Raw genomic sequence first — 25,592 nt, forward strand, 5'->3', positions numbered from 1 at the left:
TGGATCATGTTTGGTAAAAGAGGCAAAGACGACGGCAGCCGGGCAACGCCCGAATTCCGCCCGCCGGCGTCCACTCCCGCCGCCGCTCCAACGGGAACGATGACGGCCGAACGACCGGCCGCGCCGCCGTCCAGCGCGCCGGCCACGCCCGCCGCGCCGGCTGCGCGCCGCCCCGTCGAGCCGCCGCCCATGGCGCCGGAGCCGCCAAGAAGGGTCCCGCGCGAACGCAGCGAGACCTATTACGACACCAAGAGCCAGGTGTTTTCGGCGCTCATCGACACGATCGACCTGTCGCAGCTCGCCAAGCTCGATCCCGAGAGCGCGCGCGAGGAAATCCGCGACATCGTCAACGACATCATCGCGATCAAGAACTTCGCGATGTCGATCTCCGAGCAGGAAGAGCTGCTCGAGGACATCTGCAACGACGTTCTGGGCTATGGACCGCTGGAGCCGTTGCTGGCCCGCGACGACATCGCCGACATCATGGTCAACGGCTCCAAGAACGTCTACATCGAAGTCAATGGCAAGGTCGAGCAGACCGGCATCCGCTTCCGCGACAATCAGCAACTGCTCAACATCTGCCAGCGCATCGTCAGCCAGGTCGGCCGCCGCGTCGATGAATCGAGCCCGATCTGCGACGCGCGCCTCCCCGACGGCTCGCGCGTCAACGTCATCGCGCCGCCGCTGTCGATCGACGGCACCGCGCTCACCATCCGCAAGTTCAAGAAGGACAAGCTGACGCTGGACCAGCTGGTCAAGTTCGGCGCCATCTCGCCGCAAGGCGCGGAAATCCTCAAGATCATAGGCCGCGTCCGCTGCAATGTCGTCATCTCGGGCGGCACCGGCTCCGGCAAGACGACGCTGCTCAATTGCCTGACCAACTATATCGACCGCGATGAGCGCGTCATCACCTGCGAGGATTCGGCCGAACTGCAGCTGCAGCAGCCGCATGTGGTCCGTCTCGAAACCCGGCCGCCCAATCTGGAGGGCGAGGGCGAGGTGACCATGCGCGACCTGGTCAAGAACTGCCTGCGCATGCGGCCGGAGCGGATCATCGTCGGCGAAGTGCGCGGACCGGAAGTGTTCGACCTGCTGCAGGCGATGAATACCGGTCACGACGGCTCGATGGGCACGATCCACTCGAACAGCCCGCGCGAATGCCTCAACCGTATCGAATCGATGATCGCCATGGGCGGCTATTCCCTGCCGCAGCGGACGGTGCGCGAGATCGTCGTCGGCTCGATCGACGTGATCATCCAGGCGGCTCGCCTGCGCGACGGCTCGCGCCGCATCACCCACATCACCGAAGTGGTCGGCATGGAAGGCGATGTCATCATCACCCAGGATATTGTCCTCTACAATATCAAGGGCGAGGACTCGAGCGGCCGGCTGGTCGGCGAACATGTCTCGACAGGCATCGGCCGCCCGCATTTCTGGGACCGTGCCCGTTATTATGGCGAGGAGCAGCGCCTCGCCAACGCGCTCGAGGCGATGGAGAAACGCGCTGACTGATGCATCTGGAGGTCTGAAGCAATTCCAGGAAAAGTGTGAAGCGGTCGGGTTCGGCGACTTCGCCGGAACTTTCCGTCCGGAATTGCGTCAAAACAAGGAAATGGGGCGGCTCGCCGTTTCTTTGAAACGGCGAAATGCCCTGGGGATCCCGGTCGATGTTCGGAGTTGACACCACCGTACTGGCTTTCATCGTGCTCGCCGGCTTCAGCGCCGGCGCGGTGGCCTATGCCTTCCTGTTCACGCGCATCGACAACGAGAAGCAGGCCGGCAAGCGGCTTCAGACCATCAAGACAGCCGAAACCGACCGGTCGGTGGTGAAAGCCACGCGCGACCGCGCCGCGGAAGCGGTCAAGCGGCGCAAAAGTCTTCAGGATACCCTCAAGCAGCTCGACGAGAAACAGAAGACCAACGACCGCAACGTCAAGAAACCGCCGCTGAAGGCTCAGATCCGTCAGGCCGGCATGAAGGTTTCGCTCGAACGCTTCTATCTCTACTCCGCCGTCTGCGGCGCCGTGCTGACGGGCCTTCTCTTTTTCGCCGGCGCGCCTCTGTGGGCTCTGCCCGGCGCCCTGCTGGCGGGTGGCCTCGGCCTGCCGCGCTGGTTCGTGTCGTTTCGGCGCACACGCCGCGTCAAGGCCTTCCTGGAAGAGTTCCCGAACGCGCTCGACATCATCGTGCGCGCGGTCAAGTCCGGCCTGCCGCTCAACGATGCGATCCGCCTGATCGCCAACGAATCGCCCGAACCGGTCCGGTCGGAGTTCCGCCGCATCGTCGATTCCCAGCAGATGGGCCTGTCGGTGCCCGAAGCCGCCATGCGCATGTCCGAGACCATGCCATGCACCGAGGCCGGCTTCTTCGGCATTGTCATCCAGATTCAGTCGCAAGCCGGCGGCAACCTGTCCGAAGCGCTGGGCAACCTTTCGCGCGTCCTGCGCGACCGCAAGAAGATGAAGGCCAAGGTCCAGGCGCTTTCGATGGAAGCCAAGGCATCCGCCGTTATCATCGGCGCCTTGCCCTTCGTCGTCGCCTTCCTCGTCTATCTGTCGAGCCCGAACTACATCATGCCGCTGTTCACCACCAATGTCGGCAACCTGATCCTCGGCTGCTCGGGTGTGTGGATGTCGATCGGCATCCTGGTGATGCGCAAGATGATGAACTTCGAAGTGTAGGGGCTCGGATCCAGTGACAGAGCAGGTCGTCAAAACACTCACCGACCCTTCTTTCCTGATCGCGATGCTGGTCGGCATCGCCGTGTTCGCGACCGTCTTCACGCTCATGCCGGCGTTCGGCGGCACGTCGCTCAAGTCGCGCATGAAGAGCGTGGCGCTCGAACGCGACAAATTGCGCGCCGAGCAGCGTGCGCGGCTGGCCAACGAGGCCGACCGCCGCCGCAAGGGCCTGCGCGAGGAACAGTCCGTAGGCATGCGCAACATCGTCGACCGCCTCGACCTCAGGCGCGCGCTTGCCGACGAAAGCACGATCCAGAAGCTCAAGGTCGCGGGCTTCCGCGGCCAGAACCCGCTGACGCGTTTCCTCTTCTTCCGCCTCGTCCTGCCATTCGTCGGCTTTGCCTTGGCGGCCATCTATCTGTTCGTGCTCGGCGGCCTGCCGCAGCAACCGGCTTTCATCAAGCTGTTCGTCTGTGTCGTTGTCGCCTATGGCGGCTTCTACGCGCCGATCCTCTACGTCAACAACCGCGCGACCAAGCGCAAGCAGTCGATCCAGCTGGCATGGCCGGACGCGCTCGACCTGATGCTGATCTGCGTGGAATCGGGCATGTCGGTGGAAGCGGCCTTGCGCAGGGTTGCCGACGAAGTCGGCGCGCAGTCGGTGCCGCTTGCCGAGGAATTCGTGCTCACCAATGCCGAGCTCTCCTATCTGCAGGATCGCAAGGTCGCCTATGAGAACCTGGCAAGCCGCACCGGCCTGGAATCGGTGAGGTCGGTGTCACAGGCCCTGGTCCAGGCCGAACGCTACGGCACGCCGGTGGCGCACGCGCTGCGCGTGCTTGCCTCGGAAAGCCGCGACATGCGCATGAACGCGGCCGAAAAGAAGGCCGCGGCGCTTCCGCCGAAGCTCACCGTGCCGATGATCCTGTTCTTCCTGCCGGTTCTGTTCGCCATCATTCTGGGGCCGGCCGGCATCCAGGTCAGCCAGCGCGGCATCTTCGGCGACCAGCACAGCTCATCGAGCCAGTAGGCCAGAGCGGTTCACCGTTTCACGGAAACGACGAACCGCTCTATCTCTTTGTTCCCCGCAATTTCGAACGGAAGGCTACGGCGAAGTCGCCGAGCCTGACCGCTCGCGTCTTTCCCGGAATTGCTCCAGTCGTTCCCATCAAATCATAACGCCGCGCGTGGATGCCGCGCGGCTTTGTGATTTTGATGTGGGGTGGGCGTGCGGCGTCGCCCGCGATCAGTTGGTCGCGGTCGGGGCCGCCGCCGCGACCTTCGCCTTGCCCTTGTCCTGATCCTTGAGCTGGCTCCAGGCATTCTGCTGGGCAAGCATCTGGCGCAGATAGGCGACGTTGGCCTGCGCCTGCTCGGGCGACAGCTCCTGCGAGGCGATCTTCTCGGCCTCGTCGAAGCGGCCCTGCAGTCCGACGACCAGCGCCAGGTTCTGCCGCACCCTGCTGTCGGCGCCGGGCTGCTGCGCGGCCGAGCGCATATAGGTTTCGGCCGTGCGCAGGTCGCCCTCGAGCACATAGGACATGCCGAGATTGGACAGCACCGAAGGCTCGTTCGGCTTCAGTTCCAGCGCCTTGCGATAATCCTGCCGCGCTTCGTCTTTCTGTCCCATCTGGTCGAGAATGGCGGCTTCCGCCGACACCAGCTTCCAGTCCGGATATTCGGGCGTCTGCGCGCGCCGCACAGCATCGAGGGCCGGCTCGAACTGGCCATTGGCGGCAAGCGCCTTGCCGTAGGCGGCAAGCACCTCGCGATCCTTGGGATAGGCGATCGCCAGCTTGCGCATCACCGCCAGCGACTGGTCGGCGTCGCCGTCCATCTGCAGCGCCGCCGCGAAATTCATCGCGATGCGCTTGTCGCTCGGATTGCGGGCATAGGATTCGCCGAGCCTGGACGTGGCGGCGCGCAATTCGCCGGCCGACATCGTTTCCAGCGGCCTGCTGTCGGAGCGGGAGATGGAGCCTGTGGTGAGCTTGCTGGTGCTGCCGCAACCCGCCACGCTGGCCGCCAGCGCAGCCATGAAGACCGTGGTGATCAGGCGCTTGGCTGTAAGGTTCAACGCTTCGGTCGGCATCGGCGCCCGGTCTCCATTCCTGTGCGGCCATTGGCTGGCCGTCTTCCCTCCCGCAGAAATATTCTGTTAACCCTAACGGACCGTTAAGAAGCGCCGACTCATCTGTTCGGCCGGAGATCATCGCATGCCTGTCGAATTCGTTGAGCAGAAGCCGCAAGCCGCCTTGCCTGTCTATCTGGTGGCAAGGGACGCGCTTGAAGCCGCGGCGCTGCCGCCGCCCGCCATCGCCTGGGCAAGGGTCAACGGCTTTTCCGGCGAGGCAGGGCGCACGCTGGTCCTGCCAGACGAGGGCGGCGGCCTTGCCGGCGCGCTGTTCGGCACGGGCGACGGCGAAAGCGTTCTTGCCCTCGGCGCGCTCGCAAGGGCGTTGCCGGAAGGCGATTGGCATTTTGCGTCGGATTTGCGCCAGCCCGATCTGGCAGCGCTCGCTCTGGTTCTCGGTGGCTATGTCTTCACCCGCTATGGCAAGAAGCCCGGCAGGCCGTTGCGCTTTGCGCTTCCGGAAGGCGCCGACGCTGCGCATGTCCGCCGCGTCGCCGACAGCGTGTTCCTGGCACGCGACCTCGTCAACACGCCGACCAGCGACCTCGGTCCGGTCGAATTGGAAGAAGCCGCCCGAAAGCTGGCGGCCGCCCATGGCGCCGACATCTCCGTCATCCATGGCGACGATCTCCTGGCGCGGAATTTCCCGATGATCCACGCGGTCGGCCGGGCCTCGACCGACGCGCCGCGGCTGGTCGACATGAGCTGGGGCCCGAGCGACGCGCCGAAGGTGACGCTGGTCGGCAAGGGCGTCTGCTTCGACACTGGCGGCCTCGACATCAAGCCTTCGTCTGGCATGCTTTTGATGAAGAAGGACATGGGCGGCGCCGCCAATGTGCTGGGCCTCGCCTCGATGATCATGGCGGCGAAACTGAATGTCCGGTTGCGCGTGCTGATCCCCGCCGTCGAGAATTCGATCGCCGGCAATGCCTTCCGGCCCGGCGACGTGCTGCGCAGCCGCAAGGGCATCACAGTCGAGATCGGCAACACGGACGCCGAAGGGCGGTTGGTCCTGGCCGACGCGCTGGCGCTGGCCGACGAGGAACAGCCCGCTTTGCTGATCGACATGGCGACGCTGACCGGCGCCGCGCGCGTCGCTCTGGGACCTGATCTGCCGCCTTTCTACACTGGCGACGACACGCTGGCGTCTGACATTGCCGCCGCTTCGCTTGCCGTGGAAGATCCGCTCTGGCGCATGCCTTTATGGCGCCCCTACGATGCAAAGCTTTCCTCGAAGATTGCCGACATCAACAACGTGACCACGGACGGCTTTGCCGGATCGATTACCGCCGCCCTTTTCCTCAAGCGCTTCGTTGAGAAGACGGCGAGCTGGGCGCATTTCGACATCTTCGCCTGGAACCCTGCCGATCGCCCCTACGGGCTGACCGGTGGCGAGGCGCAAGGCATTCGTGCGCTGGAGCGCGTCATCGTCGGGCGTTTTGGAGCGTAGCGGCGAAACGCCGCCACTGAAACGGAACCGAAACAATTTGCCGGCATGCTTGGGCGATGTCGATCTCGATGCGCCCGAGCCAGGCCTTGCGACTGTGGCAGCAGGTGATGCTGGCCCAGGTGCGCGACGGCGCGCCGGATCTCACCATGCGCCAGACGGCAATCCTGTTCACCATCTATCTCGATCCGCCGCCGCATACGGTGCGCGGACTGGCCGCCAAGCTCAACGTCACCAAGCCGGTCATCACCCGGGCGCTGGATACGATGGGCGCGCTGAAACTGGTCTCGCGCCACCGCGACGAGCTCGACAAGCGCAACGTGCTGATCCGGCGCACGGTGGAAGGCGCGCTCTTTGTCGAGCGCTTCGGCGATGGTATCGTCGCCAGGGCGCACGAACTGCCCATCTAGAGCATGATCCCGAACCGAAGGACGGCGTCAGCGAAAAGTGGGAACCGGTTTTCGGATAAGATCATGCTCCAACAAAAATGACTGGATTATCGATTTGACCGCCAGGGATGCCCGCCTTCATGCTTTCCGTTCCGACCTTGCCGATGCGAGGCTGAAGGGCGAGGTCGCAGCCGAGCGTTTCGTCAGCGGCCGCCCGGCGCGGATCACGGCCTCGGTCGCCGATCTGCGCAAGGCGCCGCGCCCCGATGCGGGCGTGAACACGCAGGCGCTGTTCGGCGACGACGTGCTGGTCTTCGAGGATGCCGAGGGCTGGGCCTGGGTGCAGGCCGAGCGCGACGGCTATGTCGGCTATGTCGCCGACAATCTCCTGGGCGCGCGCGAGCATGCACCCACGCACATCGTTTCGGTGCCGCGCACCTTCCTCTATCCCGGGCCGGATCTGCGTTTCCCGATAGGCGGGCAGCTGTCGATGGGCTCGACCGTCACGGTGACCGGCTCGGCCGAAACGCGCGGCACGCATTACGCGCTGCTGCCCTCCGGCCAGGCGATCATCGCCGGCCATCTGCGGCCGATCGCCGAGCTGGCAAAGGATTACGTCACGGTCGCCGAGAGTTTCCTCGGCACGCCCTATCTCTGGGGCGGCGTCTCCGGTTTCGGCATCGACTGCTCAGGCCTCGTGCAGCTGTCGATGCGCATGACGGGCAGGCAAGTGCTGCGCGACTCCGACATGCAGGCGGCATCGATAGGCACGCCGTTCGAGCCGGGACCTGACTATTCAGGACTTCAACGCGGCGACCTCGTCTTCTGGAAAGGCCATGTCGCTGTGATGACCGACGAAAAGGACATGATCCACGCCAACGGCCACACCATGCTGGTCTCGCGCGAAGGGCTGACGGAGGCGGTCGACCGCATCGGCTATCTCTATGGCGGCCCGACTGGGTTCAGGAGACCGTAGCGCCTTTTACCTCTCCCCTGTGGGAGAGGTCGGATTGCCCCGAATTGCCCTTCGCAATTCGGTTGGCAATCCGGGTGAGGGGTAAGCTTGGCGCCAAGCTGGAACACCCCTCATCCGTCTCGGCGCTGCCGCGCCGATCCACCTTCTCCCACAGGGGAGAAGGGGAAGAGTTGCATGATCCCCTTTTGTTCCGATTTTCCTTGGCGATTTCGTGCCGCCGCGCTACCTCTTGCGCGTGACCGAGCAACCGCGCCTTGCCGAACAGAATGCCGCCGTCCTGCTGACCGAACCATTCGTCAATTGGTTCGGCGAAAAGGGCTGGTCGCCCCGCGCTCATCAGCTCGAGCTGCTGGCGAAGGCGCAAAGCGGCCAATCGGTGCTGCTGATCGCGCCGACCGGCGCCGGCAAGACGCTGGCCGGCTTCCTGCCGTCGCTGACCGAACTGGCCAATCCACCCAAGCGAAAGCCGGGCCAGGCGCATCGCGGCATCCACACGCTCTACATCTCGCCGCTCAAGGCGCTGGCTGTCGACATCGAGCGCAATCTCGGTAAGCCGGTCGAGGAGATCGGACTGCCGATCACCATCGAGACCCGCACCGGCGACACGCCTTCGCACAAGCGCCAGCGGCAGAAACTGGCGCCGCCCGACATCCTGCTCACCACGCCCGAGCAACTCGCTCTGCTGATCGCTTCGAACGACGCAAAGCGCTTCTTCGAGGATTTGCGCTATGTCGTGCTCGACGAATTGCATTCGCTCGTCACCTCCAAGCGCGGGCATCTGCTGGCGCTCGGTCTTGCGCGGTTGCGCGCCTTCGTCCCCGGATTGCAGACCATAGGCCTGTCGGCCACCGTGGCCGAGCCGGACGAATTGCGGCGCTGGCTGGTGGCGCAGAATCCACCTGGCGAGATGGCCGGGCTGATCACGGTTGCCGGCGGCGCCAAGCCGGACATCTCGATCCTGGACTCGCGCGAGCGCGTGCCGTGGTCGGGCCATTCGGCCCGCTACGCCATTCCCGAAATCTACGAGGCGATCAAGGAGCACCAAACCACGCTTCTCTTCGTCAACACCCGCAGCCAGGCCGAGCTTTTGTTCCAGGAGCTGTGGCGGGCGAATGAGGACTCGCTTCCGATCGCGCTGCATCACGGCTCGCTCGATGTCGGCCAGCGCCGCCGCGTCGAGAAGGCGATGGCCGACAATGCGCTGCGCGCCATCGTCGCCACCTCGACGCTCGATCTCGGCATCGACTGGGGCGATGTCGACCTGGTCGTGCATGTCGGCGCGCCGAAGGGCGCCAGTCGCCTGGCGCAGCGCATCGGCCGCGCCAACCACCGCATGGACGAGCCTTCGAAGGCGATCTTGATCCCGGCCAATCGCTTCGAGGTGCTGGAATGCCGCGCCGCGCTCGACGCCAACTATCTCGGCGCGCAGGACACGCCGCCCTTGATCAAGGGCGCGCTCGATGTCTTGTCGCAGCATGTGCTGGGTGTCGCCTGCGGCGGACCGTTCGATGCCGACCTGCTGTTCGAGGAGGTCCGCAGTGCGGCCCCCTATGCCGCGCTGGAGCGCGAGACCTTCGACCGCGTCATCGACTTCGTCGCCACCGGCGGCTACGCGCTGAAGAACTATGAGCGCTATGCCCGCATCCGCAAAAACAAGGACGGGCTTTGGCGCGTCTCGCATCCGAGCGTGGCGCAGCAGTATCGGCTGAATGTCGGCACCATCGTCGAGATGCCCGAGCTCAATATCCGTTACGTCCGGCAGGGCCGGGGCATGGCCGGCCGCGGCGGGCCGGTGCTTGGCAAGATCGAGGAGTATTTCGCCGAGACGCTGCGTCCGGGAGACAATTTCCTCTTCGCCGGCAAGGTGCTGCGCTTCGAAGGCATCCGCGAGAACGAGTGCGTCGTCTCCAACGGCGCCGGCGCCAACATCATCGTGCCGTCCTATGCCGGCGGCAAATTCCCGCTGTCGACCTATCTGGCCGAGCAGGTGCGCGGCATGCTGGCCGACAGCGACCGCTGGAAACTCCTGCCCGAACAGGTGGCCGACTGGCTTCGCATCCAGCAGGAGAAGTCCGTGCTGCCCAAGCGCGGCGACCTTCTGGTCGAGACCTTTCCGCGCGGTAACCGCCACTACATGGTGGCTTATCCCTTCGAGGGCCGGCTGGCGCACCAGACGCTCGGCATGCTTTTGACCCGCCGGCTGGAGCGAGCCCATGCGAGGCCGCTCGGCTTCGTCGCCACCGACTATTCGCTGGCGGTGTGGGCGCTGGACGACATGGCGGCACTCTTTAGGGCGAAGAAGCCATCGCTGGCCGCGCTTTTCGACGAGGATATGCTGGGCGACGATCTGGAGGACTGGCTGAACGAGAGCTGGATGCTGAAGCGCACTTTCCGCACCTGCGCGGTCATCGCCGGGCTGATCGAGAAGCGTTACCCCGGCCAGGAGAAGAGCGGGCGCCAGGTGACGGTCTCGGCAGACCTGATCTACGACGTGCTGCGCAGCCATGAGCCGGACCATATCCTGCTGCAGGCGACGCGCACCGACGCCTCGGCCGGTCTGCTCGATGTCAGCAGACTTGGCGAGATGCTCTCGCGTGTGCGCGGTCGAATCATGCATAAGCATCTCGATCAGATCTCGCCGCTGGCGGTGCCGGTGATGCTGGAGATCGGCAAGGAATCGGTCAATGGCGGCGCCAACGACACGCTTTTGATGGAAGCCGCCGACCTGGTCGAGGAAGCCATGGGCGGCCGGGCGTGACGAACCGAGAGGCCAGGAGGGGATGAATTTTTCGCTGTCGCGTGCAACGCTGATCGCCGAGGCCGATCTTGTCGGCATCGCCGGCGAACGCGCGGTCTGCGACCGGCGTGGCGTGCTCTATTTCCCCGACCTGCGGCTGCTCGCCGTCTCCGACCTGCATCTCGAGAAGGGCTCGTCCTTCGCCAAGCGCGGCGCGCTGATCCCGCCCTACGACACCGGTGCTACCCTGCTGCAACTGCAGGCGGTCATTGCCGATTACCAGCCGCGGATCGTCGTCAGCCTGGGCGACTCCTTCCATGACGGCGGCGGCGCCGAGCGCATGCATGCAAGTTTCCGGGAACGCCTGGAGGCGATGATGGCCGGCCGCGACTGGTTCTGGGTTGCCGGCAACCATGACCCGGAAGCGCCCGCCGATCTGCCGGGCGAGACGGTGCGGGAACTCGCCATCGGCTCGCTGCTCTTTCGCCACGAGCCGTCGAAGACGCGGGTCGAGGGCGAGATATCAGGCCATCTCCACCCCTGCGCGCGCATCGTCCAGCGCGGCCGCTCGGTCCGGCGGCGCTGCTTTGCCGGCGACGGCGGCCGCATGATCATGCCGGCCTTCGGTGCCTATACCGGCTCGCTCAACGTGCTCGACCGCGCCTATGCCGGACTGTTTAGGCTGGAAACGCTGGTAGCCTATATGCTCGGCGCCGACCGCATCTTCGCCATATCAGGCTCGATGCTGCGGCCGGGCTGATCCTTCTATCGTCCGTAATAGAGCGCGACCGTATGCTTCGCCTCGGCGAAGAACAGCCACCGCTCGACCAGCATGCCGGCCAACTGCACCACGGCAGCAAGCACGGATGCGATCACGCCCAAAGGCCATGGCAGGAAGAACGCGATTGCCAGCAGGAAAGCCGGCGCTGCAAAGGCCAGCGCCTGCGTGACCGGCCGCAGCTTCGCGCTGTGCTTGCGCGCGATGCTAAAGCCCATCTCTTTCAGCAGATAGTTCTCTTCCGTATGCGGCCATTCGATCGACCGGACCGTGCCGCCGGCAAGTCCGGTCGCCGTGTTGGCGGTGGTCGGAATCTCCAGCCGGTCATTGTAGTTCCAGGTCGCAAGTTTCCAGCCCCAACCGGCAAGCGTTGCCAGCAATCCGCCGATCAGGACCGCTGTCGAGGCTGCGCCGAAGCATTGGAATAAGGCGTTCCCCAACACGCTTCCGGTCATCGCCGCGAAGATAAGATAAGCCGGCAAAGTATAGCGGCTGTGCCACTGCGCGATTGGCTTCAGCGAGGCGTAGATCATGCCTGTCGTGCAGGTTGTGACGAGCGCGCCCGCCGCAGCCAGCAGCCCGGCGACGGCCACCCATCCGCCATTACGGCCGAGAAATACCCAGCCGATGCCGAACAGTGCGGCTGGAATGAAGGTCGCGACCGAGGCCACGCCTTCGCGCGACAGCCATGAGCTGCGCCACTGCGAGAAGGCTCGCCAGGCTCGCTCGGGACGGCCCAGGTGGCCAGTGGAGGACAAAAGCCCTGCCGCGATCAGCCCGAGCGCCAGCGCCATGCCGACAAGGCCAAACCAGAAATCGGCCGGGATCACGCCAAACCCGCCAAGCAGGCCGAGCAGCGCCAAGAGGCCGTAGCCGGCCCCAGTGGCGGTGGTGAAGAAGACGACCGAGAAAGCAGGGTGCATGATGATCGGCTAGTTCGAAAGCATGCGGTCGATCCAGCCGAGGAAACCGCCCTCGGCCCGGATCGGCTCCAGCGCCGGCGCGTCCACCTTCGCCGCGCGTTGGCTGCGGGCGCGCGGCGGCAGATATCTGTTGGTCGGCTTGTAGCCGAGTTCGGGCATGAGCGCGACGCCGCCACGCTCCTCGACAAGCTGCGAGATCGCCGAGGCCGGATCGCCGAGATCGCCGAAATGCCGGGCGCTGGTCGGGCAGGCTGCGACGCAGGCCGGCACGCGGTCCTCTTCCGCCAGATTGTCGTTATAGATGCGGTCGACGCAGAGCGTGCATTTCTTCATCACGCCGACATCGGTGTCGAACTCGCGCGCGCCGTAAGGGCAGGCCCAGCTGCACAATTTGCAGCCGATGCATTTGTCCTCATCGACCAGCACGATGCCGTCCGAGGAGCGCTTGTAGGAGGCGCCGGTCGGGCAGACGGTGACGCAGGCCGGCGTCTCGCAATGCAGGCAGGAGCGCGGGAAGTTCACCGTGCGGCCGCCCAGTTCCGTCGTATGCTCGTAACTATGCACCCGGTTGAACCAGACGCCATCGACATGTCCGCCATAGGGATCGATATCGGTCAGCGGCGCCATATGGCCGCCGGTGTTCCATTCCTTGCAGGCGGTGACGCAGGCCTGGCAGCCGACGCAGGTGTCGAGGTCGATGACGAGCCCGAGTTTCTTGTCGGTATGTGAAGGAAGGCAGGTCATTCGGCGGCTTCCCTCTTTGCATGGAACTCCGCGCCAAAGCGCAGCACGTCGGGCGGAGTTGCGAAATGTGGCGGCTGGGCAAAACGCTCGAATTGCGGCTCGGTGAAACCGGCTTCGTTGGGCGCGCATTTTGCGATGCGCACGCGCACGTCGAACCACGCCGCCTGTCCGGTGACGGGATCCGAATTCGAGTAGCGCTTGCCGTTGGCGTCGGCCGACGTCTGGTCGCCGATGATGTGGTTCAGCAGGAAGCCGCGATTGCTCTCCGCCGCATCGTCCTTCAGGCCCCAGCTGCCGCGGCGCTTGCCGATCGCATTCCAGGTCCACACAGTGTCCGGGTTCACGCCGTCGACCAGCTTGATCTGGCCCTTCACCCGGCCGTTGACGCTTTCAATCCACACCCAGTCATCGTCGGCAAGGCCGAGCCCAGCGGCCGTCTGATGATGGACGAACAGGCGGTTCTGGTTGGTGATCTGCCGCAGCCACGCATTCTGCGAGCCCCAGGAGTGGTACATATGCATCGGTCGCTGCGTCAGCGCATGCAGCGGATATTTTTCGAAGTCGACGGTGTCGTCCTCGAAGGGCGCGTACCAGAACGGCAGCGGATCCATATAGGCTTCGATGCGGTGGCGCTCGGCGTCCGGCGGCTGCACCTTGCCATGACCACGCGCGGCAAGCCGAAAGCGCTGCATCGGCTCCGAGTAGAGCTGGAAAACGATGGGCTCGGCCTTGGCGATGAAGCCCATCTCGACCGCGAAGTCGAGGTAAGAGCGGTTGCCCATCTTGTAGTAGCGCTGGTCGTCGGCAAAATCGTGGTGCCAGAAGCCGCCATTGTCGATGTAGCGCTGCAGCTGGTCGGGGTTGACATCGCCCCTGCCGATCGCGCCGCCATTCTTGCCACGCCAGCCGGCTAAAGGGCCGATGCCGGGCGTGCGCTCATGGTTGACGATGTAGTCGGCATAGTCGCGGTATTTCGCCGAGCCGTCGTCTTTGACGAAGCAGGGCAGGCCGAGCCGCGCGCCGAGCTCGATCAGCACCGACTGGAACGGCCGCACGTCGCGGTCCGGCTGGACCACCGGATGGCGGATGGCGTCGGCAGCCCCGTCGGCGTGGCTGATCGGCCGGTCGAGCAGGCTGATGCAATCGTGCCGCTCGAGATAGGTGGTGTCGGGCAGAACCAGGTCCGCGAACGGCACCGTCTCCGAGTAGTAGGCGTCGGAATAGATGATGAACGGGATCCTGTAGGCGCCCGCCTCGTCCTTGTCAGTCAGCATGGCAATCGTCTCGACCGTGTTCATGGACGAGTTCCACGCCATGTTCGACATGTACATCATCAGCGTGTCGATCGGATAAGGATCGCCGGCCCTGGCGTTGCGGATGACTGTGTGCATCAGCCCATGCGCGGCCATGGGCGCTTCCCAGGAATAGGCCTTGTCGATGCGGGTGGGCCGGCCGGCCTCGTCGACGAGAAGATCGTCCGGTCCGCAGACGAAGCCGAGCGGCATGCCGTCCAGCGGCGTCATCGGCTGGGCGTTTTTACCGCATGGCTTCGGCCCTGGCGGCGCCGGGCGCGGGTAAGGCGGCTTGAAGCGGAAGCCGCCTGGAACGTCCACCGTGCCGAGCAGCACCTGCAGCAGGTGGATGGCGCGGCAGGTATGAAAACCGTTGGAATGGGCCGAGATGCCGCGCATCGCATGCATCGAGACCGGCCGGCCCTTGATCGTCTCGTGCCGGCGGCCCGCCCAGTCGGTCCAGGCGACGGGCAGTTCGATCGTCTGCTCGAAGGCGACATGCGCCAGTTCCGCCGCGATCCGGCGGATCGTGTCGGCGGAAACACCGCAGCGTTCCGCCACGGCATCCGGCGCGTAGGCCTCGCCGAGATAGCGCTCAGCTATGAGCTGGAACACAGGCACGCAGCGCCGGCCGCCGACCTGATAGCTGCCAGTTAGCGCCGGCTTCGCTTCGGGGCCGGCCGCATTGACCGGCCGCTTCGCCACCCTGTCCCAGGCAAGCGGATTGCCGTCGCCGTCGCGCACGAACAGCCCGTCATCGGCGGCCCCCGGTTCCTGCACGACCAGCACCGGCGCGTTGGTGTAGCGCAGCAGGTAGTCGAGATCGACGCGCCCGGCCTTGAGCAGTTCATGGACCAGCGCCAGCACGAACAGGCCGTCCGTGCCCGGCCGGATGCCGATCCAGTCGTCGGCGATGGCGTTGTAGCCGGTGCGGCAGGGGTTGATCGAAACCACCTTGGCGCCACGCGCCTTGAGCTTGCCGAGGCCGATCTTGATCGGGTTGGAATCATGGTCCTCAGCGACGCCGAACAGCATGAAATATCTGGTGTTGTCCCAGTCGGGCTCGCCGAACTCCCAGAACGAGCCGCCTATCGTGTAGAGCCCGCCCGCCGCCATGTTGACCGAGCAGAAGCCGCCATGTGCGGCGAAATTGGGCGTGCCGAATTTCGCCGCCCACCAGCCGGTCAGCGATTGCGACTGGTCGCGTCCGGTGAAGAAGGCAAGTTTTTTCGGATCGGTGCGCCGGATCGCCGAGAGCCTTTCGGTGGCGATGGTCAGCGCTTCGTCCCACTCAATCTCGCGGAATTCGCCGGAGCCGCGCGGCCCTGTCCTCAGCAGCGGCTTCCTCAGCCGTGCCGGGCTGTAATGCTGCATGATGCCGGAACTGCCCTTGCCGCAGATCACGCCGCGGTTCACCGGATGGTCCTTGTTGCCGTTGATGTAGCGGACCTTGCCGTCTTTGATATGGACGTCGATGCCGCACCGGCAGGCGCACATGTAGCAGGTGGTCTTGGCGATGCGGTCGGAGACGCTCGGCGAGGTCTCGACGCCGTCACCCTCATTCGGCGCTCGGCTGTCGGCCAGCGGCCGCTGCGAAGGGGCGGAATTGGCGCCGCGCGGCGCGGCTCTGCTCATGATCCGCGACCGCTCTTGCCGTTCGCCATCTTGGCCTTCGTCTTGGGTCCCGGGCCGCGCATGTAATGGAGCTCGGGATGATAACGCTCACCGGCGAGTTGCCGCTTCAGCCGACGGCCCCAATGCGCGAACAGGGATTTGAAGCGCCCAACCATTTCCCACTCTTGGCCTTTGACGACCAATTTTTTCCAACTTCAGTGAAAAACTTAGAACAAAGCAATTAATCCGTCTAACAAGCGGCTCTTGTAATTCCGATCGATTTTGCTTCTTAGTTGCGCCATGACCCTGGATCAGCTGCGCATATTCGTCGCCGTCGCCGAGCACGGCCACATGACCAAGGCGGCGGAGCGGCTCGGCATCTCGCAGTCGGCTGCGTCGGCGGCCATCCGCGCGCTCGAAAGCCAGCATGGCGTGCGCCTGTTCAACCGGGTCGGCCGCAACATCGAACTGGCCCAGACCGGTCATCGCTTCCTGCCGGAGGCCAAGGCGGTTCTGGATCGCGCCGCGGCTGCCCGCGGCGTCCTGGAGGATGTCTCGCAGACCGTCGCCGGCAGCCTGTCGATCGCGGCCAGCCAGACCATCGCCAGCTATTGGCTGCCGCGTCGCCTGGCGTCCTTCCACGAAGCCTATCCCGCCGTGAAGCTGAGCGTGACGATCGGCAACACCAGGCAGGTCGAGGCCAATGTGCTGGACGGCCGCGCCGATTTCGGCCTGGTCGAGGGTCGCACCGAGTCCGACATCCTGCGCCGCGCCACGGTCGACGAGGACCACCCGATGCTGGTGGTGGCGCGCTCGCATCCCGAAATTCCGATGACGCGGGCGGGCAACCTCGACATCAGGGCGTTGCGCTGGATCATCAGGGAAGGCGGATCGGGCACGCGCGAGGCGCTGGAGGATTTCGCGCTCAGTCAGGGGGTCCCGCCGGCGGAGCTGCAGATATTCCTGGTCCTGCCCAGCAACGAGGCTGTGCGTCAGGCGGTCGAGGCCGGCGCGGGCGCCACGATCATCTCGGAACTCGTCGTCGCGCGCTCCCTGGCTGAGGGCAGTCTCAGGGCCGTGCCGGTCGAACTACCGAAGCGCGACTTCGCCATGATCACGCACCGCGACCGCCAGGCGAGCCTCGCCCAGATGGCGCTGAAGGCGCATCTGGGCGGAAAGGTCGCCTGATCTCAGGGCGCAGCCGGATTGCGTTGTTGGGTAGCATCGCGAACGTTCGCGATTGGCCGAAGCATGCGAACTTCGTCATCCACGGGCGGAGCGACGCGAAGCGGAGCGCAGACCCGAGGATCCATTCCGTTACCCCGGCCGACGGCTGCAGCGGAGCAGAATTTTGCGCCGTAGCAGCGCTTTGAAGTCACGGCATGGATCCTCGGGTCTGCGCCGCGTCGCTTCGCTCCTTGCTCCGCCCGTGGATGACGAAGAGACGGGCGTTTTGGCCAATCTCGTACGCAGGTGGTTCGCTAAACTTAGGGCAAAGAACCTGATTTTCACGCGAACTTGCGCTGCGCGTCGAGCGCGAGGCCGAGGCCGACCGAGCCGAACATGTCGCCTTCGATGACCGAGGCCTGCGGCACTAGCGAGAGGATCTCCCGCTTCGCCAGCGGGATGGCGGTCGAGCCGCCGGTGAGGAACACGGCCGTGATGGCCGAGGCATCAACGCCAGCGTCCGCGATCGTCTGTTTGACTGTCGCGGTCACGCGTTCGATATCGCCCGCAATGGTCTCCTCCAGACCCGCGCGCGTGATCTCGGCCGCGAAGCGCGCGCCGGGCAGCGACACCTTCACCTCCGCCAAGGGCTGGTCGGTCAGCGCGATCTTCGCCCTTTCAACCAGGCCCGCCATCGCATGGCCATAGCGATGCTCGACGACATGGATGAAGCGGTCGACAAGGTCGGCCCGCTCGGCCTCGTAGCGGATTTGCCGCAGGTCGTTCATGGCCTTGGCTGTGTAGACGAGGTTGATGCGCTGCCAGGTCGCCAGGTCGATGAAGTAGGCCGCCGGCAGGTTGCGCTTGTGATCCTTGGTCCGCGTCAGATAGCCGAGCTCGGGCATCACATGGGCGATGCTGAGCAGCCGGTCGAAATCGGTACCGCCGATATGGACGCCGCGATTGGCCAGGATGTCGGCCTTGCGATCGGTCGAGCGGGCGCGCTCCGGCGAGACCCGCACGATCGAGAAGTCGGAGGTGCCGCCGCCCATGTCGACGATCAGCGCCAGCTCCTCGCGGGCGACCTTCTGCTCGTAGTCGAGCGCCGCCGCGATCGGCTCGAACTGGAAGGCGATGTGCTTGAAACCCTGCGCGCGGGCGGCCTTTTCCAGCTCGCCCTGCGCCTTTGCATCGGAGGCCGCATCGTCGTCGACGAACTGCACCGGCCGACCAAGCACCACGTTCTCGACCGGACCGCCGGCATCTTCTTCCAGCCGCTTCTTCAGATGATCGATGAACAGGCCGATGATGTCGATGAAGCCGATCTGGCGCGCCTTGATGCGTGTCTTCTCGTTGGCCAAGGAGCTGCCGAGAACGCTCTTCAGCGAGCGCATCAGACGGCCTTCTATGCTGTCGGTATAGTCGCTGATCGCACGGCGGCCGAAATAGGTGTAACCGTCCTCGAAGTTGAAGAACACCGCGCTTGGCAGAGTGGATTGCTCGCCTTCCAGCGCCACCAGTCGCGCCCGGCCGTCACGGATCACGCCAACGGTGGAATTGGACGTGCCGAAATCGATGCCGCCGAATGCCGATCGCATCGCAGCCTCCTGTCGTTGTTTCATGGCGGCAAGCCGACGCGTTGCGCGCCGTCATCCGGAAGGCCGGACCGCTCTATCGAAATTGAATGTGTTGCTTGTCCCTAGGGCTGGGAGGCGGCGATGTATCGCAAAACCGGGAAAAGGGGAACCCTCTTTTCACGGGAAATGGATTCCCGAGGCATCAATCCTTGCGGAAGATCAGCCGGCCCAGCCAGCCTGTCAGCATGGCGAGCGATATGGCGAACACGCCGTAGAGAAAGGAATAATCGTGCGCGACGCGGAAGATCGACTGTTCGAAACCGGATTTGCGGATTTCGAGCTGGGCCGAGCTTTCCTTGACGAACATGCCGCTCTTGAACAGGAATGCGCGGGCCTTATGGGTTCCGACCGGCACGTTGGGCGCGAGCCGCACGGTGGCGCGAAACAGGTTCTGCGACAGGAACTGCACGCCGCCGACATTCTCGCTGTAGAGGCCAGTCGCGGCCTTGCGGTCGCGAAGTGCCGCGGTGAATTCCTCGATGGTGGCCGGGCTGTCGGTCTCGTCGGCCGGCTTCATGTAGAGGTTTTGCGCGCCGAGCGAGAGCTGCTTGTACTTGGCAGGCTCGGCGATGTCCTGCAGTGGCCGCGTCGTCGCCACCGAATAGGAGACCGGCACGTTCTCGAACGTCTCCGACTCCAGGTTGATCCAGACGCCGAGCACCCGGTCCTTGCGCCGAACGACAACCGGCCGTGGCGGTCCTTCGAGCACGACGACCACGTCGTATCGTCCCTGGCGAGCGACCAGCGGATCGGGATTTTCCAGCGATCCGAAGATGGTGAGGTCGGCGCCGGAGAAGCCCGCCGTGATGGAAATGGCGTCGGTCGACAGGCCGATCTGGATGCTTTCGACCGGCGGCGTCTGCGCCGTCGCCGGTGAAAGCGCAAAGAGCATCGACAACGAGACGGCAGCTGCAAATGCTCGTCGTGCCGCCATCAGTTGAGGCCCGCGGCGGTAAGCGAATAGAGGTTGGGCGGCGTCACGAAGAGATCGACGGCAAGGCGGATGGCGACGGCCAGCACCAGCATCGCCAGCAGCGCGCGCAATTGCTCGCCGCGCAGCCTCTGGCCGGCCTTGGCGCCATATTGCGCGCCGGCGACGCCGCCGGCCATCAGCAGGAAGGCCAGGATCACATCGACCGTCTGGTTGGTCGTGGCATGCACCAGCGTCGTATAGGCCGAGGTGAAGATGATCTGGAACAGCGAGGTGCCGATGACGACATTGGTCGGCACCTTGAGCAGGTAGATCAGCGCCGGCACCATGATGAAGCCGCCGCCGACGCCCATGATCGACGACAGGAAGCCGATCCCGACGCCGAGCCCGAGCACCGGGATGACGCTGACGAACAGCTTCGAGGCGCGGAAGCGCATCTTGAACGGCAGCCGGTGGATCCAGTTGTGCTGTCCGGATTTCTTCAATACCGGCGCGGCGCCGCTGCGGCTGGCGCGCAGCGCATTGACGCTTTCGACCAGCATCAGCCCGCCGACGGTGCCGAGCAGCACAACGTAAAGCAGCGAGATGAACAGATCCAACTGGCCGAGCCGGCGCAACAGCGCAAAGACGAAGATGCCGGCTGTCGAGCCGACGATGCCGCCGGCCAGAAGCACCCCGCCCAGCTTGAAGTCGAGCGTTCCGCGCTTGAAGTGCGAGAGCGCGCCGGAGAAGGAGGAGGCGATGACCTGGTTGGCGCCAGTGGCCACCGCGATCGCCGGCGGGATGTTGTAGAAGATCAGGAGCGGCGTGATCAGAAAGCCGCCGCCGACCCCGAACATGCCCGACAGGAAACCCACCGCCGCGCCCATTGCCAGCAGCACGAAGACGTTGACGGAAATTTCCGCGATCGGGAGATAGATGCCCACCCGTCTGTCTCGATCAGTTTGTCTGTCGGCCTATAGTGCCGTCCCTGGACACTAAAGCACCGAAAAGCCAATTTTTTATTGCGCCGGCGCGGCGGCAGGTTCAAGCCCCGCCGCCGCGCCGAAACAAAAACCATCTCAATCAGTTAACAGGCAAATGTGTGGCAAGGCGTCGTGTATGCGACGCGCCTGCCGTTATTTCTTCGCCAACAGAGCCTTGACCAGCGGCGCGTCGACCTCGCCGGTCGGCTTCATCTTGTTGTCGGTCTGGAAAGCCATGATGGCGTTCTTGGTCTTGCCGCCCATCACGCCGTCGGCGCCGCCGGCATCATAGCCGTTCTTGTTCAGGATCAGCTGGATGTTCTTCACCGCCTTCTTCATGTCGATGCCGGCGGTGGTCTGCGGCGCGCTGTCCTGCCAGGACTCCGGAACGTCGGCCGAGTTGGCGGCTGCGTTGAGCGGCTTGGCCTTCCACAATTCCGTCGCGGCGCGCGCCCGTTCGAGCTGCTCGGGCCGCAGCGCGTTGGCGATCTCGTCGCGCTTGGCGGCGGCGTCCTTGTCGCCGGTCTTGGCGACGAGCGCGAACCACTTGTAGGATTCTTCCAGGTTCTGTTTCATGCCGACGCCCTTGGCGGCCATGATGCCGAGGTTGAACTGGCTGTCCTTGACGCCGAGGTCGGCGGCTTCCTGGAACCAGTGCGTGGCCGATTCATTGTCGGTCACGCCGTCCGCCGCCATGGCGAACAGCACCGCCAGATTGTGCATGGCGCTGGCGTTGCCCTGTTCGGCGGCGAGCTGGTAGTAGGTCTTGGCCTTCTTGAGGTCGCGCGCTACGCCGATGCCTTTTTCGTAGAAATTGCCGATGCGGTATTCGGCCGGCGCGAAGCCGAGCTCGGCCGACTGCTCATACCATTTGGCGGCCGCCTTCATGTCCTCCTTCACGCCGCGCGATTCCGCGTAGCGCGAGCCGACCTCGAACAGCGCCTTGGCGTCGCCGCCGGCGGCCGCGTCGTGCAGCGCCACCGGACCGATTTCGGCGGGAATATCGAATTTGGCCGCGGCCGCCTGGCTTGCCGCAGGCGGCACGGCGCCTGTCGTGTCGGCGGAGGTGGCCGCCGGCGCGCTGGCTGCGGCGCCGTCGGCCGCCGGACTGGCCGTCGCCGGCTCCTTCGCCATCGGCTGCGCGTCGCCATCCGTGTCTGTCGCGGAGGCTGCTGCTGCGGCGGGTTCGGACGGCATCGCCGAGGCCATCGGGGCCGGGGCGGGCTGGGCAGGCGCAGCAAGCGCCATCGGTGCGGGCGCCGGCTCGGCCGGCATAGCGGCGGCAGTCTCGGGGCTTGCAGGGATGGAAGCGGCCGGTGCCGCGTCCTTGACGGGCTCGGCCTGCCTGACGGCAGGGGCGCTTTCGGCCTGCGCGGTTTCCGCGTCGGCCTTTTGCGTGTCGGCCTTCGGTGCGGCCGTGACATCGAGCGAAGCCGTGTCGACCGTCTGCGTGGAGACGATCGGGGTGGGTTGGTTGTTGGCCGTTTCGACGGGATCGGACAAGAAGGCCTTGCCCAGCTGCAGGCCGGCCAGCGCCATCATGATCGCGGCGGCCGCCATCAGGATCGGCTTGCGCCGCGCCTTGAGCAGGTCGCCTATCCTCAGCGCCTTCACCGGGCCGGTCATGGTCGACTGCCGCTTCAGCGTGTCGGCTTCCGCCGCCGCCGCCTGGGCCGCACGGCGGGCCGCGGCGATGAAATCGGACTTGGCGGCATCGCTCTCGGTGCGCCGAGCCGGCTGGCCGCTGCGCTCGTCGCGCACGCGCTTCATGATGGCGTTGAGGTCCGGCGCGCCGGACCCGGGTTCCAATGGCCGGTTGGCGGCCTTGGGGTCGAGCGGCTCGTCAATGTCGACGCTTGGCACGTCGCCGACCGGCGCCGAGCCAGCCAGCAGCTGCGTATCCGCGTCCTTCTTGCCTTTGAAAGCGCGCGCCAGGCCGCTGAACATCGATTTCTTGCGGCCGGCCGTCTCGCTCTTGTCGCCGACCACGTCCGGCCCGAGGGCCGCCATCGCGGCTTCGGCCGCCGCTTCGGCGGGCGTTCGCCCCGAGGCGGGCTCGCTGCGCATGATGGCCGCGGCGCGGCCTTCGAGATCAGCCATGTCGCCGCCAAGCGGCAGCGGCTGGTCGATGTCCATCGAAGGGGCGTCCTGCACCGCGATCTTGCCGCCGCGGCCGCCGCGCTTGCCGGCCGGTTGCGGGTCGACCAGCTCGCTGACCGCTTCGCTGGTCTCGGTCGATTCCAGCGAGCCGAGCCTGTCGACGATCTTGAGCAGCGTGTCGTGGATGGCTTCGAATGTCCGCGAGTTGCGTTCGTCGGAACGTCGGGTGAGCGCTTCGAGCGTCTTCAGGTCCTGGGCGAGGCCGGCAACGGCGGTCGCATTGGTCTGAGCCGTGCTGGACGTCGAGTCGGCAAGCGATTTGACGGCGCTCTCGGCCGCCTCGCGCGCCACGCTCAGGATGGAATCGCGCGTGCCGGCCAGCGATTTCTCGATTTCGTTGAGGCGCGGGCTGATGTCTTCGAACTCGGGCAGCGGCGCGCCGGGCTTGGAAAGATGCGCCGACAGGCCGGCGACCTGCGCTTCCAGGCTGCGGATCAGCGCCGGATCGATGCCCGCGACTTGCTGCGCGGACGATTCCAGCCGGCTGGAAATGTCCTCGAGCCGGCTTTCCAGCCCGCGGATCGCCATCTCGCTGGCGGGATCGGGCGTGCGCGTCTCGATGCGCTGGGCCAAGGCGGTAAAGCGGGCGTCGATCGCTTCCATGATGCCGACGCTTTCGTCCTGGCGCATGCGCTGGTCGAGCCGGTCCGCGACCTCGTCCAGCCGCCGCTCGAGATCGCGAAACAGCATACTGCCCTGTTCCATCGCATCGCCCTGGCGGCGCTCGAGCAGCATCGACAGCGCGTCGAAGCGCTGTTCCAGGCCCTGGAAGATATGGTCGGCGTCGGGCATGGCCGGCGCGCGTTCCATCTTGTCGGTGATCAAGGCGATCTGCTTGCCGAGCCGCTCCATGGCCTGTTCGGGCAGGTCGGCGCGGCCGGCCAACTGGTCCACGCGGCTGGTGAGAAGGTTGAGGTGGTCGAGGACTTCCGCGCCCGGCCGCGACTGCGCGACCTCTTCGATCTGAACCGCCAGGGAGGCCATGCGCTTCTCGATCCGGCCGAAGGTTTCGGGGTCGAAGGCATTGGCCTGCGCGGCCACGGTCGAGGCGACGATGGCGCGGGAGATCTCGTCCAGCCGCTCGTCGATCATGGCGAGCGTTTCGCCGCCGCGCGCGGTCTGCTGGCCGGCGAAACGGTCGACCGCGCCGGCAAGCGTGCGCACCTTTTCCTCCAGCGAGCGCAGCGAAAGCGATTCCGGCAGGTTGTTGACGGCGCTGCTGATCTGTTCGAGCCGGTCGGTCAGCGCCGAAAGGCCCGGGCCTTCCGCGCGCTTGCGCTGATCGGCGTCGACGCGGTCCTCGAAGGCGCTCCAGCGGCGATCGAAATCGTCCCAGCGGCGGTCGACCTTCTGCAGGCTTTCCTCGCGCGCCAGCGTGTCCAGCGCGCCCTTCACCTGCTCCAGTTCCAGCCGCAGCAGATTGACGCTGCGGTCGTCGCTTTTTTCGGCGAGCGTCTGGATGGCACCCGAAAGCCGCTCGAATTCGAGGCCGAGCTCGGCGCTGCTCTTGTCCGGCATGCCGTTCGACGGGGCGCCGTGCTGGCTGTTGGCCTGCATAGCGCGATCGATGTCCTGGCGAAACGCTTCGAATTCGCGCTGCAGGCCAACGGTCATCTGGTGGCGCAATTCCTCGCGCAGGCCGCGCAGTTCGACGGCGATCTTGCCGACCATGGCGACGCTGTCTTCCTGGCCGCGCACCCGGTCGATGTCACGCGCGATCGCCTGATAGCTCTGGCCGAAGGCAGGCGCGGCGGGGGCCGGATTTTGCGGCGGGCGGGTTTGCGGCCGCTGATTCTGCGCGCCGGGAGCCTGCGTCGCCGGGTTTTGCGGGGCGCGGTCCTGCGGCCTCTGCGCGGGATAGGTATCCTCGTACCAGCGCGGCTGGTCGTAAGGCTGCGTGCTTGGATAGCGCGGCGCGGCCGGCGGCCGCCGCAGGTCGGGGCGATCGGGCATGTCGGCGCGCGTCCGGTCCAGCCGCTGCTCCAGTGTTTCGAGCGAGCGATTCAGTTCTTCGAGCGAGGGCTGCGGCCGGCGTTGCCTGCCGGCGTTGAGTGTATCGAGATAGGACCGCTTGCTGTTCATCGATGCGCCCGTGTTCAGAATGGCCGGCCTAAGGCCGGTTTCCCCAGTAGCCTGCCGGGAACGAAGCGAGCCGAGCGGTTTTGCCGCGGAGGAAGACGGGCTTCCCGGGTTTTCACCCACGCTTCGAAAAACCGTGAAAAATTCGCTACAGGATAAACACGGGTGACCGACATGCGCACATTTCGCCCAACGTGGTAAACAAGGCGTTAACCAAGCTTAAGAAGCCGCGCATAAATCATGCGCCGCCTGCCGGGTGCGGCATAAAGGTCGGTTTCGACAACGCCCTTGCGTCACCCCGCGGCTGTCGATATAGAATTGACGTAAACGTAAAAGGTGCGAAGCCGTGCCTCTTGCGATTGATTTGTTGCAACCACGATTGGAAGCACGCCCCCGCTTCCATTCAGGCGACGCTTGGTCCGCGACCGCGACGCCACCAGGGGAAAGCCAGTGACCATGAAACTTGTTTCGCCCGGCGAGGCCGCGGCCAATACCAATGACATTCCAACTGAAGCAGGCGAGGAATTCGTCCGCATCGGCGAGATGGCCAAGAAATACGGCGTGACGCTGCGCACGCTGCGTTTCTATGAAGACAAGGGCCTGCTCAACCCGCATCGCGACGGCTCGACCCGTCTCTACACGCGCCGCGACAAGGCTCGGCTGAAGTTGATCCTGCTCGGCCGCAAGGTCGGGTTCTCGCTGCGCGACGTCAAGCAGATGATGGATCTCTACGATCCGACCGGCACCAACACCAAGCAGTTGCGGCTGGCGCTGGACAAGTCGGAGAAGCAGCTCGCCCGCCTGCAGAAGCAGCGTGCGCTGATCGACGACGCCATCAACGAGTTGAGCACGTCGATGACGGCGGTGCGCCAGATGCTCGTCGAGCGCACTGCGGCGCCGCAGGCCAGCGCCGCCGGCTGACCGCTCGCGTTCGACAG

The 25,592-nt window shown here is 65.4% G+C and carries 19 protein-coding genes; 11 read left to right on the forward strand and 8 right to left on the reverse strand.

Annotation, left to right across the window (positions count from 1 at the left end; all coding sequences use genetic code 11):
• The first annotated feature begins 6 nt into the window (after positions 1-6).
• From LB572_RS00610 to LB572_RS00620, 3 genes are all read left to right on the forward strand, one after another.
• Positions 7-1,512, forward strand: coding sequence for a CpaF family protein (locus LB572_RS00610; RefSeq protein ID WP_140802758.1), 1,506 nt, complete (start codon positions 7-9; stop codon positions 1,510-1,512).
• Positions 1,513-1,667: 155 nt separating this feature from the next.
• A complete protein-coding gene (locus LB572_RS00615) occupies positions 1,668-2,681 on the forward strand; it encodes a type II secretion system F family protein (protein ID WP_140802759.1) in 1,014 nt (337 codons plus the stop codon).
• A gap of 13 nt (positions 2,682-2,694) precedes the next feature.
• Positions 2,695-3,711 carry a type II secretion system F family protein gene (locus LB572_RS00620; RefSeq protein WP_140802760.1) on the forward strand — a complete coding sequence of 339 codons (1,017 nt, stop codon included), beginning with the start codon at positions 2,695-2,697 and terminating at the stop codon, positions 3,709-3,711.
• A 216-nt stretch (positions 3,712-3,927) separates the two neighbouring features.
• Here LB572_RS00620 and LB572_RS00625 read toward each other — a convergent pair whose 3' ends face one another.
• Positions 3,928-4,773 carry a tetratricopeptide repeat protein gene (locus LB572_RS00625; RefSeq protein ID WP_224666255.1) on the reverse strand — a complete coding sequence of 282 codons (846 nt, stop codon included), beginning with the start codon at positions 4,771-4,773 and terminating at the stop codon, positions 3,928-3,930.
• A 124-nt stretch (positions 4,774-4,897) separates the two neighbouring features.
• On the opposite strand from LB572_RS00625, the gene LB572_RS00630 reads away from it, so the two are divergent.
• From LB572_RS00630 to pdeM, 5 genes are all read left to right on the forward strand, one after another.
• Positions 4,898-6,265 carry a leucyl aminopeptidase family protein gene (locus LB572_RS00630; protein ID WP_224666256.1) on the forward strand — a complete coding sequence of 456 codons (1,368 nt, stop codon included), beginning with the start codon at positions 4,898-4,900 and terminating at the stop codon, positions 6,263-6,265.
• 56 nt (positions 6,266-6,321) lie between these two features.
• A complete protein-coding gene (locus LB572_RS00635) occupies positions 6,322-6,672 on the forward strand; it encodes a MarR family winged helix-turn-helix transcriptional regulator (RefSeq protein ID WP_140782196.1) in 351 nt (116 codons plus the stop codon).
• A 94-nt stretch (positions 6,673-6,766) separates the two neighbouring features.
• Complete coding sequence (locus LB572_RS00640) at positions 6,767-7,627, forward strand: NlpC/P60 family protein (RefSeq protein ID WP_224666257.1); 861 nt, start codon at positions 6,767-6,769, stop codon at positions 7,625-7,627.
• Positions 7,628-7,862: 235 nt separating this feature from the next.
• Positions 7,863-10,385, forward strand: a complete 2,523-nt coding sequence (locus LB572_RS00645) for a ligase-associated DNA damage response DEXH box helicase (RefSeq protein WP_224666576.1) — start codon at positions 7,863-7,865, stop codon at positions 10,383-10,385.
• Positions 10,386-10,407: 22 nt separating this feature from the next.
• Entirely contained in the window at positions 10,408-11,124 is a 717-nt protein-coding gene (gene pdeM / locus LB572_RS00650; RefSeq protein WP_140802764.1) for a ligase-associated DNA damage response endonuclease PdeM, read from the forward strand.
• Between the two features lie 5 nt (positions 11,125-11,129).
• Here the strand turns inward: pdeM and LB572_RS00655 are convergent, their stop codons facing one another.
• Genes LB572_RS00655 through LB572_RS00665 form a run of 3 tightly spaced genes read right to left on the reverse strand, consistent with a single transcriptional unit; the run spans position 11,130 to position 15,736 of the window.
• Positions 11,130-12,065, reverse strand: coding sequence for a dimethyl sulfoxide reductase anchor subunit family protein (locus tag LB572_RS00655; RefSeq protein WP_224666258.1), 936 nt, complete (start codon positions 12,063-12,065; stop codon positions 11,130-11,132).
• Between the two features lie 9 nt (positions 12,066-12,074).
• The gene (locus LB572_RS00660; protein ID WP_224666259.1) at positions 12,075-12,809 is read right to left on the reverse strand and encodes a 4Fe-4S dicluster domain-containing protein; all 735 of its coding nucleotides are present in this window, start codon (positions 12,807-12,809) and stop codon (positions 12,075-12,077) included.
• Positions 12,806-15,736, reverse strand: coding sequence for a molybdopterin oxidoreductase family protein (locus LB572_RS00665; protein WP_224666261.1), 2,931 nt, complete (start codon positions 15,734-15,736; stop codon positions 12,806-12,808). Before LB572_RS00665 ends, LB572_RS00660 begins: the two co-directional genes overlap by 4 nt.
• Before the next feature lie 77 nt (positions 15,737-15,813).
• Here LB572_RS00665 and LB572_RS00670 point away from each other — a divergent pair, with 77 nt between their 5' ends.
• Together LB572_RS00670 and LB572_RS00675 are read left to right on the forward strand one after the other, a co-directional pair.
• On the forward strand, positions 15,814-15,960 hold the full coding sequence (locus LB572_RS00670) for a hypothetical protein (RefSeq protein WP_181179256.1): 147 nt from the start codon (positions 15,814-15,816) through the stop codon (positions 15,958-15,960).
• Positions 15,961-16,015: 55 nt separating this feature from the next.
• Positions 16,016-16,903 carry a LysR family transcriptional regulator gene (locus LB572_RS00675; protein WP_224666262.1) on the forward strand — a complete coding sequence of 296 codons (888 nt, stop codon included), beginning with the start codon at positions 16,016-16,018 and terminating at the stop codon, positions 16,901-16,903.
• A gap of 320 nt (positions 16,904-17,223) precedes the next feature.
• On the opposite strand, the gene LB572_RS00680 is transcribed toward LB572_RS00675, so the two are convergent.
• The 4 genes from LB572_RS00680 to LB572_RS00695 all read right to left on the reverse strand — a co-directional run bounded on the left by LB572_RS00680 (position 17,224) and on the right by LB572_RS00695 (position 24,657).
• Complete coding sequence (locus tag LB572_RS00680) at positions 17,224-18,480, reverse strand: Hsp70 family protein (RefSeq protein WP_224666264.1); 1,257 nt, start codon at positions 18,478-18,480, stop codon at positions 17,224-17,226.
• A 181-nt stretch (positions 18,481-18,661) separates the two neighbouring features.
• Positions 18,662-19,453 (reverse strand): TIGR02186 family protein, encoded by a 792-nt coding sequence (locus tag LB572_RS00685; RefSeq protein WP_224666265.1) that lies wholly within the window; start codon positions 19,451-19,453, stop codon positions 18,662-18,664.
• Positions 19,453-20,376 (reverse strand): sulfite exporter TauE/SafE family protein, encoded by a 924-nt coding sequence (locus LB572_RS00690; RefSeq protein WP_140542037.1) that lies wholly within the window; start codon positions 20,374-20,376, stop codon positions 19,453-19,455. The genes LB572_RS00685 and LB572_RS00690 overlap by 1 nt, the downstream gene beginning before the upstream one ends.
• Positions 20,377-20,568: 192 nt before the next feature.
• On the reverse strand, positions 20,569-24,657 hold the full coding sequence (locus LB572_RS00695) for an SEL1-like repeat protein (RefSeq protein WP_224666266.1): 4,089 nt from the start codon (positions 24,655-24,657) through the stop codon (positions 20,569-20,571).
• 453 nt (positions 24,658-25,110) lie between these two features.
• Here LB572_RS00695 and LB572_RS00700 point away from each other — a divergent pair, with 453 nt between their 5' ends.
• A complete protein-coding gene (locus tag LB572_RS00700; protein WP_224666577.1) occupies positions 25,111-25,575 on the forward strand; it encodes a MerR family transcriptional regulator in 465 nt (154 codons plus the stop codon).
• The last annotated feature ends 17 nt before the right edge of the window (positions 25,576-25,592 follow it).

The organism is Mesorhizobium sp. BH1-1-5, from assembly GCF_020165615.1.
Classification (GTDB): domain Bacteria; phylum Pseudomonadota; class Alphaproteobacteria; order Rhizobiales; family Rhizobiaceae; genus Mesorhizobium.